At 60.0% G+C, this 14,350-nt stretch carries 16 protein-coding genes; 10 read left to right on the top strand and 6 right to left on the bottom strand.

The features are described from left to right. Position 1 precedes the first annotated feature (1 nt). The 5 genes from D3Y57_RS04035 (at position 2) to D3Y57_RS04020 (ending at position 3,491) form a co-directional block, all read left to right on the top strand. Positions 2-1,012, top strand: a complete 1,011-nt coding sequence (locus tag D3Y57_RS04035) for a sigma-54 interaction domain-containing protein (protein WP_239025729.1) — start codon at positions 2-4, stop codon at positions 1,010-1,012. A 591-nt stretch (positions 1,013-1,603) separates the two neighbouring features. Then, positions 1,604-2,008: a hypothetical protein gene (locus D3Y57_RS20695; RefSeq protein WP_239025826.1), complete on the top strand. Its 405-nt coding sequence runs from the start codon at positions 1,604-1,606 to the stop codon at positions 2,006-2,008. Beyond that, positions 1,906-2,574, top strand: a complete 669-nt coding sequence (locus D3Y57_RS04030) for a JAB domain-containing protein (protein ID WP_239025819.1) — start codon at positions 1,906-1,908, stop codon at positions 2,572-2,574. The genes D3Y57_RS20695 and D3Y57_RS04030 overlap by 103 nt, the downstream gene beginning before the upstream one ends. Before the next feature lie 142 nt (positions 2,575-2,716). Next, entirely contained in the window at positions 2,717-3,229 is a 513-nt protein-coding gene (locus D3Y57_RS04025; protein WP_162986933.1) for a winged helix DNA-binding protein, read from the top strand. A gap of 79 nt (positions 3,230-3,308) precedes the next feature. Beyond that, entirely contained in the window at positions 3,309-3,491 is a 183-nt protein-coding gene (locus D3Y57_RS04020) for a hypothetical protein (RefSeq protein ID WP_121151557.1), read from the top strand. Between the two features lie 38 nt (positions 3,492-3,529). Here the strand turns inward: D3Y57_RS04020 and D3Y57_RS04015 are convergent, their stop codons facing one another. From D3Y57_RS04015 to D3Y57_RS03990, 6 genes are all read right to left on the bottom strand, one after another. After that, the gene (locus tag D3Y57_RS04015; RefSeq protein WP_162986932.1) at positions 3,530-3,994 is read right to left on the bottom strand and encodes a hypothetical protein; all 465 of its coding nucleotides are present in this window, start codon (positions 3,992-3,994) and stop codon (positions 3,530-3,532) included. Between the two features lie 53 nt (positions 3,995-4,047). After that, positions 4,048-4,374: a helix-turn-helix domain-containing protein gene (locus D3Y57_RS04010; RefSeq protein ID WP_121151553.1), complete on the bottom strand. Its 327-nt coding sequence runs from the start codon at positions 4,372-4,374 to the stop codon at positions 4,048-4,050. Between the two features lie 200 nt (positions 4,375-4,574). Continuing rightward, positions 4,575-5,579, bottom strand: coding sequence for an aldo/keto reductase (locus tag D3Y57_RS04005; protein WP_121151551.1), 1,005 nt, complete (start codon positions 5,577-5,579; stop codon positions 4,575-4,577). Positions 5,580-5,624: 45 nt separating this feature from the next. Next, positions 5,625-6,779, bottom strand: a complete 1,155-nt coding sequence (locus tag D3Y57_RS04000) for an acyl-CoA dehydrogenase family protein (protein ID WP_121151549.1) — start codon at positions 6,777-6,779, stop codon at positions 5,625-5,627. Beyond that, complete coding sequence (locus D3Y57_RS03995; protein ID WP_121151547.1) at positions 6,779-7,807, bottom strand: acyl-CoA dehydrogenase family protein; 1,029 nt, start codon at positions 7,805-7,807, stop codon at positions 6,779-6,781. Before D3Y57_RS03995 ends, D3Y57_RS04000 begins: the two co-directional genes overlap by 1 nt. A gap of 64 nt (positions 7,808-7,871) precedes the next feature. Further along, positions 7,872-8,615: an IclR family transcriptional regulator gene (locus D3Y57_RS03990; protein WP_162986931.1), complete on the bottom strand. Its 744-nt coding sequence runs from the start codon at positions 8,613-8,615 to the stop codon at positions 7,872-7,874. Positions 8,616-8,719: 104 nt separating this feature from the next. Between D3Y57_RS03990 and D3Y57_RS03985 the strand changes: the two genes are divergently transcribed. Genes D3Y57_RS03985 through D3Y57_RS03965 form a run of 5 tightly spaced genes read left to right on the top strand, consistent with a single transcriptional unit; the run spans position 8,720 to position 14,350 of the window. Continuing rightward, positions 8,720-9,640: an SDR family NAD(P)-dependent oxidoreductase gene (locus tag D3Y57_RS03985; protein WP_121152108.1), complete on the top strand. Its 921-nt coding sequence runs from the start codon at positions 8,720-8,722 to the stop codon at positions 9,638-9,640. Further along, complete coding sequence (locus D3Y57_RS03980) at positions 9,640-10,476, top strand: MaoC family dehydratase (protein WP_121151543.1); 837 nt, start codon at positions 9,640-9,642, stop codon at positions 10,474-10,476. Before D3Y57_RS03985 ends, D3Y57_RS03980 begins: the two co-directional genes overlap by 1 nt. After that, the gene (locus D3Y57_RS03975) at positions 10,473-11,927 is read left to right on the top strand and encodes an OB-fold domain-containing protein (RefSeq protein WP_121151540.1); all 1,455 of its coding nucleotides are present in this window, start codon (positions 10,473-10,475) and stop codon (positions 11,925-11,927) included. The genes D3Y57_RS03980 and D3Y57_RS03975 overlap by 4 nt, the downstream gene beginning before the upstream one ends. A 43-nt stretch (positions 11,928-11,970) precedes the next feature. Then, positions 11,971-13,179 (top strand): acetyl-CoA acetyltransferase, encoded by a 1,209-nt coding sequence (locus D3Y57_RS03970; RefSeq protein WP_121151538.1) that lies wholly within the window; start codon positions 11,971-11,973, stop codon positions 13,177-13,179. Further along, positions 13,172-14,350: an acyl-CoA dehydrogenase family protein gene (locus D3Y57_RS03965; protein WP_121151536.1), complete on the top strand. Its 1,179-nt coding sequence runs from the start codon at positions 13,172-13,174 to the stop codon at positions 14,348-14,350. Before D3Y57_RS03970 ends, D3Y57_RS03965 begins: the two co-directional genes overlap by 8 nt.

Below are 14,350 nucleotides of genomic sequence, written 5' to 3'. Positions count from 1 at the left end.
CTTGGACGCCAAAGTATCGGCACAGACTTTGCTTTGTGGTGAAAGCAGCCGAATGCGAGCGGTCCGTTCGCTCGTTACTCAGGTCGCTCATCGCAATGCATCGGTGCTGGTCACGGGGCCCTCAGGTAGCGGAAAGGAGCGCGTCGCTCAGGCAATCCATGCTGAAAGCGACCGAAGCAAAGGCCCCTTTGTCGCAATCAATTGTGGCGCCATTCCGCGCGACCTTCTTGAATCGGAGCTTTTTGGGCATGAAAAAGGAGCGTTCACCGGCGCTCATGCCACACGCATCGGCCGCTTCGAAGAGGCGCACGGCGGCACGTTGTTCCTCGATGAAATCGGCGACATGCCGCATGACATGCAGGTCAAATTGCTCCGTGTGCTCGAGGAGCGGGTTATCGAACGCGTCGGGGGCCGAACGCGCATTCCTGTCAATGTCCGGATTGTGTCGGCTACGCATCGCGACCTTGAAGCGGCTATCCTCGACGGTCGATTTCGCGAAGATCTCTATTATCGCCTTGCAGTCTTTCCGGTTGAGCTGCCGCCATTGGCCGAGCGCACCGGCGATCTACCGATCCTCATGGATCACTTTCTGACAACCCTCGGTGACCGGCGCGGCTCGGTGCGCTTTGCACCAGACGGCATCGCCCGGCTGGCGAACCACAACTGGCCGGGAAATCTGCGTGAATTGCGCAACCTCGTCGAGCGCGCAGTCATCCTCCATCCCGGCGAGACGATCGGTGCTAACGAGGTCTCCCGATTGCTGTCGCGGACACCGACCACCACTGCCGTCGAACTACGCTCGATGGCCATTACAGCTCCAGCCGCACCGACTGCGACAACATCGCTGCTTGGTGCCGGGATCATCGACTTGCGCAATGTATTGGCCGAGATCGAAGGTCGTTATATCAATGAAGCCATCGAGCGCAGCGGTGGCGTCATCGCCGAGGCCGCGCGTATCCTCGGCCTCCGTCGTACGACACTCATCGAAAAAATGCGCCGCTACGCAGCCTAAGGCTTTGGGACACGCAACCAGTCTTGAGGATTGATCTAGTGCTTGGAGCACTAGTGCCGTGCGGGGGATGGGCCAACGCCCGACCTAACTGGCATCATTTGAAGGGTCGAAGTTGCCCTGAAAATTCTGATCAGTTGCCGGACCAGCCCGTGTCAGTCGGGCGGCGCGATCACAGCTCAAGGGTCAGCCAGAGACACCATCATCGAGGAGAGATGCACAGCTATTACCGTGATGAACAACGGGGGCACTGGCCACGCGAATCAGCGAGGCCATCGCAAATCGGTTCAGGCCAGCGGCCTGACCAACTCGTCCCGGTTTCCATGCCGTGCATTTCAAATCACTGTTGCAACTGAAAATTCCGTCTAGGGACGGTGGGGGAGATGCATGCTCAATCAACGTCAAAAATCCGGACAGGATTCCATCGAGCGACTGATGCCCGCAGGAAAGACCCTTGATGAAGCAATTTCATATTGGAGTGAATTGGCTTCGGAGCAGCATAATCGGTGTTGACCAGATCAATTATTGGTCTGGTCCAGCAATGAATGTCTCAGCATTGTTGTAAATTGTCTTTTTGATCGTCTGGACCGCATCGTGCATTTACGCACAGCAGTCAGGAGGCCCGCCGGAACGTTGGGCGCTACGATCATGTTGGCAGGTGGTATTCTCAGCGTCCCTGCAGCGATCCTTTTTGGCTCTATGTGGATGCGCCCCCAACTGGGCGTATTTTTCGTAGATCTGATCGTGCTGGCGTCACTTCTTGGGCTCGCATTATGGGCAGACAGGTCATGGTCTCTATGGGCGGTATCAGCGCAAATTATCGCCGTCATCACGCACATCGTGATGATGATCGATCACACCGTCGTTCCTTGGGCTTATGCCCTAGCGCAACCCTTCTGGGCCTACCCGGCACTTCTTGCGCTGGCGCTTGGAACGAGGATTCATCAGCGGCGCTTGCGCGGCGTACCGTCGAAGTCCGTCTTCTGGCGAGTGTCTTAAGACCGGTCGTCGGCGACGATTGCGAGACAAGTGCGGAAACCCTGATTGAGGAATTCGGATCACTGAGCGATGTGATGGCGACGAATCCGATACTCATATCGAGCGCAGCAGGCCGGAGCGATATCGGTGTCGCAATAGCGACCATCCGAGAAGTACTCGGGCATATCCTGCTCTATCGCGTCAGCGACCGCCCTATCGTTGGCTGCTCATCGCAGCTCGTCGACTATCTTCGCATCCAAATGGCATTCGAAAGCCGGGAACAGTTACGGGTGCTTTATCTCAACTGCAAAAATGGGCTGATCCGCGACGAGATCGTCAGTCACGGTTCGATATCGGACACGTCGTTTGAGCCTCGTGACATCGTACGCCGTGCGTTGCAGCTCGATGCTGCGGCACTGATTGTCGCTCACAATCACCCGAGCGGCGATGCCAGTCCCAGCGCTGCCGATATTTTTCTGACTCGCAAACTCATACGATCCACAAGCGCATTTGATATCGTTGTTCATGACCACATCATCCTGGGTCGCAATGATGTTAACAGTTTGCGCCAGCTGGACCTTATCTGATGGAAACCCTTGGAAAGCGTGCGCACGCATACAACTGCCCCCCACGCCTCCTTGCAGCTGATCGCATCGCCATGCGATTACGCAAGGAATATGGCTTCGTTCGCCTCACAAAAAATCAGATCAGTTCGTTGGGGAGGTGGTGTTGAACACTCTCGCTTCGTTGCCCTCAGACAATCACAACCTCCACGCACGCCTGCGCTCAATCGCCCGAGAGATACTCGATCTGCCTACCGACGCCGAACAAGCGCCACTGCAAAAAGCCTATTCCGAAGTGATCATCGATACCATGTCGCTGCCCCGCGCCATGGTGAACGAGCGCAGAGCGCGGTCTAGATTTCTGGGCAGCGATCTATTCGGCGAGCCCGCTTGGGATATCCTGCTGGATCTATATATCGCCGACGGCGAACAGCGCGATATTAGCGTATCAAGCGCGTGCATTGCGTCGAACGTTCCCGATACGACCGCTCAACGCTGCCTGAAATATCTGGTCGAGGAAGGGGTGATTCTGCGAACTGCCGACCCGCATGACCTACGGCGGGTTTTCGTCAGTCTTACCGACGAAACGAAATCTAAGATGGACGCCTATTTTCAGACTGTGCAACCGAGACGCGCGCCCGAACAAATCAGTGTTCGCAACACTTGGAAGGGAGAATAAAATTTTAATCCGTATGCGCTAACGTACTCATCCTGTGTTCATTTCGATGGGCCGATATCGGGGCGATCGAGAGTATGTAATGATGATCAAGTCCAGTGATGCCGAGATTCAGAAACTGGTTCGCGATGCGAACCTTTTACTTCAGCGCCTCGATGACGGCGGGTTGTCCTTGGCATGCCTCAAAATGTCGATGACCATTGACGCCATTGAACAATCATCCCAGCTCAAGCGCAACCGATCCAAAACACGCATGCACGGATAATTTTCGGCAAGCACGGGCAACAAAAGTAATTTCGAACATTAAAGCGAAATGCGACATGGCCGTCTCAGCGTTGCCCCTGAACTGACACCCGACCAGCCAAGCGCAGTTGCAAGCTCTTCGTTGGTTATGACCGGCTTCCTGACAGCTGGTCTGTATGCCCGACATTCGATCGAGGGCGTGACGACTGAGTGTGCTCCGAGCTGAGTCGCCATCTCGGCATCGTTGAGTGGCGCTTCGAACTGAAGGCCAGCGGTGGCGCCGTTAGACCAGCTCACTGTTGCAAAGACTTTGATCCCCCGACGGCTGAAAATCACATCGACGCCGATCGCGGGCAGGTTTTCGCCCTTCAACAGGGCCTGTGTGGCAGAAAGCTCACGGACAATAACGGCGTGCTCTCCTGCGGTCGTTACAAGTTTTGCTGCCATCAGCGTGCGATATCGCACGCATTCCCACCAATCTTCACTGCCTGTCGAGACCAATCTTAGCGCACCGATGCTCCCCATATTCCCACTCCCTAAGCCTGATCATGGTTATAACGGCATTAGCGATGTTAACTTTAGCGGATGCCTGAAATGATAACGGGCGAAGTTGATAGAATAGCCGCTTTTTGGCGCAGCAGTTCGGTCAACTCGGCCAGCGTCATATCCACCTGGTTCTCGATCGCCGCCAGAATGATATCGCGATAGGCTTCAATGCGATGGGAACGCTGATCGCCGCCTTGCCGCTTGGCACGCGCGACCCCTGCCTCACGCCATTCCCGGACCCAGCGGACCACGCTTGCAGCCGCCACCCCAAACCGTGCCGCTGCCGCCCGTCGCGACAGCCCGCCATCAACCGCTGCGATTACGCGTGCCCGCAAGTCTTCCGATAACGATCTCGCCATGCATGCTGGCCTCCTCGTCCAGCACACAGGATGAATCAGATTTCCTGCCTCATGAAAAGCCCTGCGATTCTATCCGGTCGGATTTTGCTCTCGTGAGGTTAAAGACTCTGGGGGAGTGTACTGTGAATTGCAAAGCGATTCTGCTGGCGATTGCCAGCGTGCGCCTACTTCTTAAGCCCGGTTTATATATAATGGTTTGGTTATGCCGCGCGCGGGGCGGCAGGTGATGGGTCTTGCGGGCGGGCAAGCGTGCGATCCACGCGTTGCGGTGCATAGGGCCGTTCGAGCGCCGCAATCTCCTCCGCCGACAGGCGCGTTGTCACTGCGCTCAGCGGCGCGTCGAGCTGGTCGATCCGGGTTGCGCCGATGATCGGTGCGGTGACGCCGGGCCGCGACAACAGCCATGCCATAGCCACCTGAGCAGGGCTTTCGCCGCGCGCATCGGCGATCTGGCGGACGATATCGATCACAGCCTGATCCTCGGGCCGCTGGAACCGTTTGGCGTTCAGCGCCGATTTGGAACGGGCGGTGCCCGCCGCGCGATTGCCGACGAGCGCGCCGCCAGCCAGCGGACTCCACGGCATCAGGCCAACGCCTTCCTCGACGCAAAGCGGGTTCATCTCGCGCTCTTCTTCGCGATACAACAGGCTGTACTGGTTCTGCATCGTGGAAAAGCGCGTCCCGCCAAGCCGATCGGCCAGCGCCAGATATTTAGCGAACTGATAGCCGAGCATCGAACTTGCCCCGACGTAGAGCGCTTTGCCCGCCTTCACCACATCATCGAGCGCAGCGAGCGTTTCCTCCATCGGCGTATGATAATCGAAGCGGTGAATCTGATAGAGATCGACATAATCGGTGCCGAGACGCTTCAGGCTGGCGTCGATCGAGTGCATGATATGTTTGCGCGAAAGACCGCCCGTGTTCGCGCCCGCCGACATCGGAATATAGACTTTGGTCGCGACGACATAATTCTCACGGCTGCCCGCATATTTCTTCAGCGCCCGGCCAAGGATCTCCTCGCTTTCGCCGCGTGAATAGGCATCCGCTGTATCGAAAAAATTGATCCCTGCTTCGACCGCGCGACGGACGATCGCAAAGCTGTCCTCCTCGCCGATCATCCAGTCCTGCTGGCTGCCGAAACTCATCGTGCCGAGGCACAGGCGCGATACCTGTGTGCCCGTCGATCCCAGTCGGGTGAATTCCATCTTTATCCAATCCTGTTCATGTGGGCCTCAGCCGTTGAGTCTGCCTTATCGAAGTCCAAGACCGCGCGCGATGATGCCACGCAAAATCTCTCGCGTGCCGCCGCGCAACGACCATGATGGCGCGTTCAGGACGATATTTGCCAGTACCGCGCAAAATGCCGATGTCGACGCGAGGTCGGGTTCCGCATCGACCAGAGTGCGCGCAATCTCTGGCACCGACTGTTCGAACGTGGCGCCCAGATCCTTGACGATGGCCGCGTGAAGCGAGGGGTTTTCGCCCGCCTCCAGCATCGCTGCGACGCTGCGTGACAGGCGACGCAGCACGATCAGATGTGCCGTGAGCCGACCAATAGCCGCGCGAGCGGCATCGCTTTCGCTCCCCTCCAACGCGCGGATCAGTTCGACAATCAACTGGATCGAGGACAGGAACCGCTCTGGCCCGCTGCGTTCAAAGGCAAGTTCACCCATGACCTGAGCCCAGCCTTGCCCCTCGGTCCCGATCAGCGCGCCGAGTGGAACCAGCGCATCCTCGAAATGCACCTCGTTGAAATGATGCTGTCCGGCCAGATTGATGATCGGCCGCACGGTCATGCCCGGCGTCGCCTTCATGTCGATCAGGAACTGGCTCGTCCCCGCCTGACGGTCGGCGGGTGAGCTGTCACCGCTGCGGCAGAACAGGATCATGTAATCCGAACGGTGCGCGTAAGTCGTCCAGATCTTTGTGCCTGTAATCCGCCAGCCCTCATTCGTGCGAATGGCGCGGGTGCGCGTTGCGGCAAGGTCGGACCCTGAATCGGGTTCGCTCATACCGATGCAGAACGTCGTCACACCCGCCGCGATACCGGGTAGCACGGTTTCACGCTGTTCCTCGGTGCCGAACTTCAGCAGCGTCGGGCCGCTTTGCCGGTCGGCGATCCAGTGCGCAAACACCGGCGCACCGGCGGCCAGCGTTTCCTCGACCACGACATAGCGTTCGAAGGCGCTGCGTTCATGCCCGCCATAACGTTTGGGCCAGGTCATGCCGAGCCAGCCACGCGCGCCCATTGCCCGGCTGAAATCGCGGTCGAAACCGTTCCAGCTTTCGGACCGGTCCAATGGCGTCCGACCCTTGATCTGTTCGGCCAGGAACGCGCGAACTTCGTGGCGGAGCGCCTCTGCGCCATCATGCACAGGTGGGTTTGCAAAGCGGATCATGTCCATCACGCGGCCTCCGTCACGAATTGCCAAAAGCCCGCACCGCCAGCGGTAAAAGTGGCCGTACCGAGCATATCGGTCCAGTAACGCTGGCCGCCATATTCATCGCGCCAGCTCCACAAGGAGGTGGTGTACCAGTGCAGCCGGTGCTCGGCGGTAAACCCGATTGCGCCGTGAAGCTGTTGCGCGATTCCGGCAGCAACGCCCGCAGCCTCTCCCGTGCGAATTCGGGCGGCGGCTATTGGTAGTGCAGCGCGCGCCGGGTCGCCAACGAATGCCTCGACCGCCATATCGGCAGCCGCGCCCGCCGCAGCGACTTCGCCACCAAGGCGGGCAAGATCATGCTGCACCGCCTGAAACTTTGACAGCGGTTTGCCGAATTGCACCCGTTCCGACACGAAGCCGACCGTCAGTTCAAGCACGCGCTCCAGCGCACCCGCAATTTGCAGAGTGCGGATCACGGCCCCCATCTGGAGTGCAGACAGGCCATTGGCGGTGCCCGCAACATCGCAGCGTGCGTCGATCGCCAGCGTATCGCGTGGCATCGCAGCAAGATTGGTTCCCGCCTCGGCTATTGCCCAACCCGTATCCAATCGAAACACCCGTCCCGCGTGCACGACGACCAGCGTTCCGATATCGCGGCCCCACGGCACCCGCGCCGCCGTACCGCTCAAACGCCAACCCTTGTCCTCGGCAGAAACGGTCAGGTCCGCGCCGTCGATCAGCACTGCAGCACGTTCGGCAAGCGGCAATCCGGCCCGCCCGAGCGCATGATTGGCAACCATCGTTTCCGCCAGCGGCAGCGGCAGGGCATGACGCCCGGTGAGGCGCACCAGCGCAAACGCATCCTCGGGCGCGACACCGAAGCCGCCCGCATCCTCGTCCACCAGCGCAAGTGGCAGGCCCATGCCCGCCAGCGCATCCCATTCCGCCGCCAGCCATTCGCCAGCGCGCGCGCGACGCATCGCCGCATCGTCGATCCGGTTTCCGATCAGCCGTTCGGCAGCCTCCACCAGCATCGCGCCGTCACTCATCTCTTAGTCTCCAAATTCGGGCTGGCCGCAAAACTGCGACCGACAACGCGGCCAAGTTCAATTGCTACGGCACGGACGCTCTCGCCGATCGTGTCGAGCGCCGCCGCATCACGTCCCATGAACATCGACGCCGACAGCACGAACCGCACCATGCCCAGATGATCGACGACCGCTGCCCCACCGTCGCAATGCCGCGATTGATCTGGTCGACATCGGTTGCATAACCCTGTTTCTCGGCGGCACGGACCTGCGCCAGATAATCGGCGGCGCTCGGCGGATTCTGCCAACGCAGACCCGCGTGGGCAACCTGGATCGCGCCGTCGTCCAGCACCCGCGCTGCCAGCACCGCGCGTCCCGCCGCCCCCGCCGCAGCTGGCTGGCGCTGACCCACCATCATATGAATCCGCGTGGCCGCACCGCTTTCGGCTAATGCTGCAAGCACGAGCCGCTCCCCCGGCGCGAGCCGCCACAAGCCGACGGTGGCATCATGTTCCTCCGCCAGTGCGGCCATCGGCATATCGGCTGCCTGCACGACCGCGTCCCGGCCAAGCGCGCGGCGTGCCAGATCGATCGTGCCCAGCCCAAGACTATATGTCTTTGTCACCCGGTCGAACGCCACCAGATCTTCGAGAACCAGCGTTTTCAGGACGTTAAAGCACGAACTCGGCCCAATCCCGAGCGTGCGGGCAATCGAAGTTACGCCGGCAGGCTCACTGCTCCCACCCAGCAAACGCAATATCGCAGCCGCCTGCATGATCGAACCGATCGGCGGGCGGGACAGACCGGAGGCATCTGTTGGCGTGCTCATGCGACCCTGTTTGCCATTCACGATCATGAATGTCCATTCTCATAGTTGAACAAGTCATCGAGCTGGTTTACAATTGGCTCACGAACGAGACTCGAGAGGACGATATGACTGAAGCGGCAACACTCGAAGGCAAAGTCGTGGCAGTTACCGGCGCAGGGCGCGGGATTGGCCGCGAAATCGCGCTGCTTTGTGCGCGTCAGGGTGCAGCGGTCGTCGTCAACGATCTCGGCGCGTCGGCAGAAGGCGAAGGCAATGATGCCGGTCCTGCCGAGGAAGTCGTTTCACTCATCCGCAGCGAGGGCGGCAAGGCTGTCGTCAATGGTGCCAGCGTCGCCGACCCGGCAGGCGCAGCTTCCATCATCGAAGACGCGGTCAAGAATTTCGGCGCGATCCACGGCGTCGTCAACAATGCCGGCATCCTCCGCGACCGCATCTTTCACCGGATGAGCGAGATCGACTGGAGTCAGGTCATCGACGTTCACCTAAATGGTTGCTTCAACACGTCGAAGGCTGCTGCTCCCTATTTTAAGGATCAGGGTTTCGGTCGCTTCGTCCATTTCACATCGACATCGGGGCTGATCGGCAATTTCGGTCAGGCGAACTACTCGGCGGCGAAAATGGGCATCTGGGGCCTGTCGAACAGCCTCGCGCTCGACATGGAGCGTTTCGGCGTCACCTCGAACTGCATCGCCCCATTCGCATGGAGCCGTTTGATCGCAACGATCCCCGCGACCAGTCCCGCCGAACTGGAACGGGTCGAACGCATGAAGACGATGTCGGCGGACAAAATCGCGCCGATGGTTGCAGCTCTGCTCACCGATGCGGCTGGCAAGGTTAACGGACAGACTTTCGGCGTGCGCAAGAACGAGATCTTCGTGTTTTCCAAACCACGCCCGGTGAAATCGATGCACCGTTCGGAAGGCTGGACGCCGGAAACAATCGTCACCGACCTGTTGCCCGCAATGGAATCGGCGATGACACCGCTCACGCGCTCGGCTGAGATCTGGCCTTACGACCCAATCTGATGGCATTCGACCCCAACCAGTTGCTGTCGCAGCCACCGATCGAAACGCGCCAGCATATCACCCCGAAAAAGGTGATGCTCTACGCACTCGGCGTCGGGGCGCACGAATTGCCGTTCGTCTATGAGGACGGTTTGCAGGCGCTGCCGGGCATGGCGGTCATCATGGCCTATCCGGGTTTCATCTGGCGCGATCCGCAATATGGTATCGACTGGACGAAGATCCTTCACGGCGAAACCAGCATCACCTGTCACGCACCACTCCCGGTGTCGGGTGAACTTATCGGAAAGACGAGCTTCGGTCCGATTTTCGACAAGGGCGCGGCAAAGGGTGCGGTTGTCTATCAGACACGCGAAATCCATCATGAAGACGGCACTCATGTCGCCACCGTCCGCAACGCGACGTTCCTGCGCGGCGACGGCGGTTTTGGCGGCACGTCGGAGGGGCAGCCAGCGCCTCATGCTATTCCGGACCGCCCGGCCGATCTGGTCCACACGCTGACGACCGCTGAAAATCAGGCGCTGATCTATCGGCTGTCGGGCGATATGAACCCGCTCCACGTCGATCCCGAAGTTGCAAAAGCCGCCGGTTTTCCGCGCCCGATCCTGCATGGCCTGTGCACGTTCGGCGTTGCCGGGCGCTCGCTGCTCGCCGCGCTGGCGGACAACGACACCGCCCGGATCACGCGCATCGACGCACGCTTTTCGGCACCGGTTTTCCCCGGGGAAACGATCAGCACCGAAATCTGGCATGAAGGCGACGGCACCGCCGCCTTTCGTTCCAAAGTGGTCGAACGCGACCTTATCGTCCTTAACAATGGCTATGTGGAGTTCCAATGACCACTGACATCGGCATATTGAGCTTCGGCGCTTATGTTCCACGCGGCCGCCTTCAGCGGCAGGCGGTCTATGCCGCCAATGCGTGGTTCGCGCCGGGTCTGCGCGGGCTTGCCAAGGGCGAGCGCGCTACGGCGAACTGGGACGAGGACACGATCACGATGGCGGTCGAGGCCGCGCGCGACACGCTGGTCGGTATCGACCGGGCGCAGGTCGGCACCGTCTCGCTCGCCTCGACCACCCTACCCTTTGCCGATCGGCTGAACGCTGGCGTGGTCAAGGAAGCACTGGTCCTTGACGATGCAACCGCCGCCATCGATGTGACCGGCAGCCAGCGCGCCGCGACATCGCAGCTTATTCAGGCGCTCAACGCCGCCGGATCCGCCGCCCGCCCGCACCTCGCGCTTGCCACCGAAATGCGCAAGGCGCGGCCTGCGTCCGAAGGCGAGCTGGTTTACGGAGATGCAGCGGCAGGCGTGCTTGTCGGCCAGGGTGATGTCATCGCCCGCTTCCTCGGCAGCCATTCCACGACGATCGATTTCGTCGACCATTTCCGCAGCACCGGCGCGGAATTCGATTACACCTGGGAAAGCCGCTGGATCCGTGACGAAGGCTATACCGGCCTCATCGGTGCGGCGATCAAGGCTGCACTGGCGAAATTCGGTGTCGAAGGCGCCGCGATCGACCGTTTCATCGTGCCGATCACGCTGCGCGGCGTCGCCGATGGCCTCGCCAAACGCGCCGGCGTCAAAGCAGAAGCGGTGGTCGAATCCCTCAGTCAGACCGTTGGCGAAGCGGGCGTCGCTCATGCCACGCTTCTGCTCGCTGCGGCACTCGAAGCCGCTGCTCCGGGTGAGAAAATCCTGCTCGTCGGCTTTGGTCAGGGCGTCGATGTCCTGCTGTTCGAAACGACTGCCGCCATCGCGAACCTTCCTGCCCGGCGCGGCGTAAAAGGTTCAATCGCGCGCGGTGCAAAGACCGACAATTACATGCGTTTCCTGTTCCATCGCGGGCTACTCGGCCTCGATCGCGGGATGCGCGCAGAGGCGGACCAGAAACAGCCCGGCACGACATTATGGCGCAACCGCAAGGCCGTGTTCGGACTGGTCGGCGGACGGTGCACCAAAACCGGCACCGTGCAGTTTCCGAAAAGCGATATCAGCGTCAATCCGAACGACCATGCCATTGGCACGCAAGAGGATTACCCGCTCGCCGATGTCGCGGCAAAGATCGTCACCTACACCGCCGACAGCCTGACCTATTCGCCAAATCCGCCCAGCTACTACGGGCTGATTGATTTCGAGGGCGGCGGGCGCATGATGGCCGAATTCGCCGATGTCGATCCGAGCGATGTCGAGGTGGGACGCGACATGATGATGATGTTCCGCATTAAATCGGTCGATGAAATGCGCGATTTCACCAAATATTTCTGGAAAGCGGTTCCGGTCGCCTGACCTGAACCGTAGCCTGACCTGAAACCCAAGAGGAGATAAGCACATGGCCAAGGGCATCAAGGACAAGGTCGCAATCCTCGGCATGGGTTGCGCAAAGTTCGGCGAACGCTGGGATATGGATGCCGACAGCCTGATGGTCGAAGCTTATGAGGAAGCGATCGCCGACGCCGGCATCGACACCTCGCAGATCGACGCGGCATGGCTGGGCGTGGCATTCGATGCAGTCAATATCGGTCCGTCCGGTATCCCGCTCGCCACCGCGCTGCGCCTGAAGAATATCGGCGTAACGAAGGTCGAGAATTACTGCGCGAGCGGTACAGAGAGTTTTCGCGGAGCCGTTTATGCGGTTGCCAGCGGTGCGGCCGATATCGCGCTGGCACTTGGCGTCGAGAAGCTGAAAGACACGGGCTATGGCGGCCTTCCCGTCCGCACGCGTGGCACGATGCACGACATGACCGGCATCACAGGCTCTGCACCCGGCAATTTCGCGCAACTCGCGTCGGCCTATCGCAGCGTCCACGGCGTTTCGAAAGACGATCTGAAACGCGCGATGGCGCATGTTTCGGTCAAGAGCCACGCGAACGGTGCGAAAAACCCGAAGGCACATCTGCAAAAAGCGATCGACATGGACACGGTCCTGAACGCGCCGATGATCGCCGAGCCGCTCGGCCTGTTCGATTGCTGCGGTGTATCGGACGGCGCAGCCTGCGCCATCGTCACCACGCCTGAAATCGCCCGCGCACTCGGCAAGACCGATCTCGTCACGGTAAAGGCGCTCCAGATCGCTGCATCGAACGGTTGGGAAATGCAGCAGGGCGGCGGCTGGAACGGCAGTTTCTTCCACACCACCCGCATCGCCGCGGCCAAGGCTTATGAAGAAGCCGGTATCACCAATCCGCGCGAACAGATCAGCCTGATGGAAGTGCACGACTGTTTCTCTGTCACCGAACTGGTCACGATGGAGGATCTTTTCGTCTCGCAAGAGGGCAATGGCTGGCGCGATGTGCTCGACGGCTTTTTCGATGCCGACGGCACCATCCCGTGCCAGATCGACGGCGGCCTGAAATGCTTCGGCCACCCCATCGGTGCCTCGGGCCTGCGCATGATCTACGAAAACTATCTCCAGTTGCTCGGTCGTGCCGGACCACGCCAGCGCCAGACCCCGCCAAGTCTCGCGCTCAGTCATAATCTTGGTGGAATGCCGAGCCAGAACGTCTCGGCCATAGCAATTGTAGGAATGGCCGATGCCTGATCAGATCAAAACCGGAATGGACGCGGACGTTTTCGAAGCGTTCATGGTGCAGTTCAAGGACTATGTCCGCAACCGACTTGTCCCCGCCGAAAAGTCCATCGTCGAAACCGATCGGGTTCCCGACGATATTCTTGCCGAAATGCGCGAAATGGGACTGTTTGCCGTAACCACGCCGACCGAATATGGCGGCGCGGGGATGAACGTATCCCAATATATCGAATTCGTGCGGCAGCTTTCCTATGCGATGCCATGCTTTCGTTCGATCACGTCGATCAACATCGGCATGACCAGCGCGGCGCTGATCAAAAGCGGGACCGCCGAACAGAAGGCCGAATGGCTACCACGCCTTGCTGCCGGTGAAATAGCGGCGTTCGGCCTGACCGAACCCGGCAGCGGTTCCGACAGCGCGGCCATGCAGACGATGGCAACGCGCAGCGGCAACGGCTATGTCCTCAACGGCACCAAACGCTACATTACCAACGCGCCGTTCGCGAAGGTTGCGCTCATCATGGCGCGCACGTCGAAAGAAGCATTGCCCAAGAACGCACACGTCAGCGCTTTCATCGTGCCGATGGACACGCCCGGCATCACCGTCGGCAAATCCGACAAGAAGATGGGTCAGGCCGGAAGCCATATCGCCGACATCATTATGGAGGACGTCCATATTCCCGGTGACGCGCTGTTGGGTGGAGTCGAGGGCAAAGGCTTTCAGATCGCTATGCAGAGCCTCGACAACGGTCGGCTTTCGGTCGCAGCGGGTGCGGCGGGTTACGCACAACGCATCATCGACACCGGTCTTCGCTATGCAACCGAGCGCAAGGCATTCGGTGAGCCTATCGCTAACTTCCAGTTGATTCAGGCAATGCTCGCCGACAGCGAAGCCGAACTCTACGCCGCAGAATGCATGATCGCCGACGCATGTCGCCGCGCAGACGCTGGCGAGGACATCTTGCGCAAAGCTGCGGCGACCAAGATGTTTTCGTCCGAAGCCTGTGGCCGCATCGCCGATCGTTGCGTCCAGATCCACGGCGGCGCTGGCTATCTGGCCGAATATGAAGCCGAACGCTTCTTTCGTGACAGCCGCATCTACCGCATTTACGAAGGGACCACGCAGATCATGCAGCTTGTCATCGCCAAGAACATGCTACGCGAATTCGCGAGCCAGAGCTAA

Origin of the sequence: Sphingomonas paeninsulae (assembly GCF_003660165.1) — a bacterium.
GTDB classification, from domain to species: Bacteria; Pseudomonadota; Alphaproteobacteria; order Sphingomonadales; family Sphingomonadaceae; genus Sphingomonas_O; species Sphingomonas_O paeninsulae.
Note: the sequence above shows the minus strand (reverse complement) of the source record. Positions and strands in the feature narration are given on the sequence as shown.

Bases quoted from the DNA above. Each gene is read 5' to 3' on its own strand.
- D3Y57_RS04020 (WP_121151557.1), top strand. From the start codon at position 3,309: ATGATGATCAAGTCCAGTGATGCCGAGATTCAGAAACTGGTTCGCGAT.
- D3Y57_RS04015 (WP_162986932.1), bottom strand. From the start codon at position 3,994: ATGGGGAGCATCGGTGCGCTAAGATTGGTCTCGACAGGCAGTGAAGAT.
- D3Y57_RS04010 (WP_121151553.1), bottom strand. From the start codon at position 4,374: ATGGCGAGATCGTTATCGGAAGACTTGCGGGCACGCGTAATCGCAGCG.
- D3Y57_RS04005 (WP_121151551.1), bottom strand. From the start codon at position 5,579: ATGGAATTCACCCGACTGGGATCGACGGGCACACAGGTATCGCGCCTG.
- D3Y57_RS04000 (WP_121151549.1), bottom strand. From the start codon at position 6,779: ATGGACATGATCCGCTTTGCAAACCCACCTGTGCATGATGGCGCAGAG.
- D3Y57_RS03995 (WP_121151547.1), bottom strand. From the start codon at position 7,807: ATGAGTGACGGCGCGATGCTGGTGGAGGCTGCCGAACGGCTGATCGGA.
- D3Y57_RS03990 (WP_162986931.1), bottom strand. From the start codon at position 8,615: ATGAGCACGCCAACAGATGCCTCCGGTCTGTCCCGCCCGCCGATCGGT.
- D3Y57_RS03985 (WP_121152108.1), top strand. From the start codon at position 8,720: ATGACTGAAGCGGCAACACTCGAAGGCAAAGTCGTGGCAGTTACCGGC.
- D3Y57_RS03980 (WP_121151543.1), top strand. From the start codon at position 9,640: ATGGCATTCGACCCCAACCAGTTGCTGTCGCAGCCACCGATCGAAACG.
- D3Y57_RS03975 (WP_121151540.1), top strand. From the start codon at position 10,473: ATGACCACTGACATCGGCATATTGAGCTTCGGCGCTTATGTTCCACGC.
- D3Y57_RS03970 (WP_121151538.1), top strand. From the start codon at position 11,971: ATGGCCAAGGGCATCAAGGACAAGGTCGCAATCCTCGGCATGGGTTGC.
- D3Y57_RS03965 (WP_121151536.1), top strand. From the start codon at position 13,172: ATGCCTGATCAGATCAAAACCGGAATGGACGCGGACGTTTTCGAAGCG.